The organism is Pyxidicoccus fallax, from assembly GCF_012933655.1.
GTDB classification, from domain to species: domain Bacteria; phylum Myxococcota; class Myxococcia; order Myxococcales; family Myxococcaceae; genus Myxococcus; species Myxococcus fallax.
The window spans coordinates 1-689 of record NZ_JABBJJ010000752.1 but is presented as its reverse complement, the minus strand read 5'-3'; the positions used below and the strand labels follow the sequence as shown (position 1 = coordinate 689).

Below are 689 nucleotides of genomic sequence, written 5' to 3'. Positions count from 1 at the left end.
CAGGTCACCTGCTTTAATTAACCTGTGCAGTGTTGTTCTACTCTTACCCGTCAGTCGGGCAGCCTCACTAATAGACACTCTGGCCATCAGTTACCATCCTGTAATGCATCCAGTCTCGAGGACAGTGTACGGAAAAGATGCTCCGCATCATCGTGGAGTTTCTCACAAAGGTCGGCTTCGACATCGAGATCAAGCTCGTTAAGCTTCTCCAACAGGAGCAGAGACTGGTTCTGGATGAATTTAGCCATATTCAGCGCTGTTTTCTGTTGTTTCGTCATAAGAGGCCTCAGAGCGTCAGTGCTCAGTGTAGGGATGTTCTCTTTTCCGCTTCCTCGCTCACTCAGTCGCTACGCTCCTGCCGTTCGGCTGCGGCGAGCGGTCGCAACGCACACATAACGGCATAGGACAGACAGCACGAAGAGGGACAAGGCCGCACAACGGCCGTTTTTCCATAGGCTCCGCCCCCCTGACAAGCATCACAAAATTTGACGCTCAAATCAGTGGTGGCGAAACCCGACAGGACTATAAAGATACCAGGCGTTTCCCCCTGATGGCTCCCTCGTGCGCTCTCCTGTTCCCGCCTTTCGGTTTACCGGTGTCATTCCGCTGTTATGGCCGCGTTTATCTCATTCCACGCCTGACACTCAGTTCCGGTTAGGCAGTTCGCTCCAAGCTGGACTGTATGCACG

Annotated in this window: 2 protein-coding genes; both read right to left on the bottom strand. The window is 53.3% G+C overall.

The window, feature by feature from the left end; translation table 11 throughout:
* Positions 1–87 (bottom strand): helix-turn-helix domain-containing protein (locus HG543_RS56950; RefSeq protein WP_142387073.1); only part of this gene is annotated, 87 nt, incomplete at its 3' end.
* Entirely contained in the window at positions 87–278 is a 192-nt protein-coding gene (locus tag HG543_RS53995) for a Rop family plasmid primer RNA-binding protein (protein ID WP_004187666.1), read from the bottom strand. The genes HG543_RS53995 and HG543_RS56950, both read right to left, overlap by 1 nt.
* Between the last annotated feature and the right edge of the window lie 411 nt (positions 279–689).

What these genes read in the sequence shown, in the direction of transcription:
- HG543_RS53995 (WP_004187666.1), bottom strand. Translation starts at nt 278, where the DNA reads ATGACGAAACAACAGAAAACAGCGCTGAATATGGCTAAATTCATCCAG.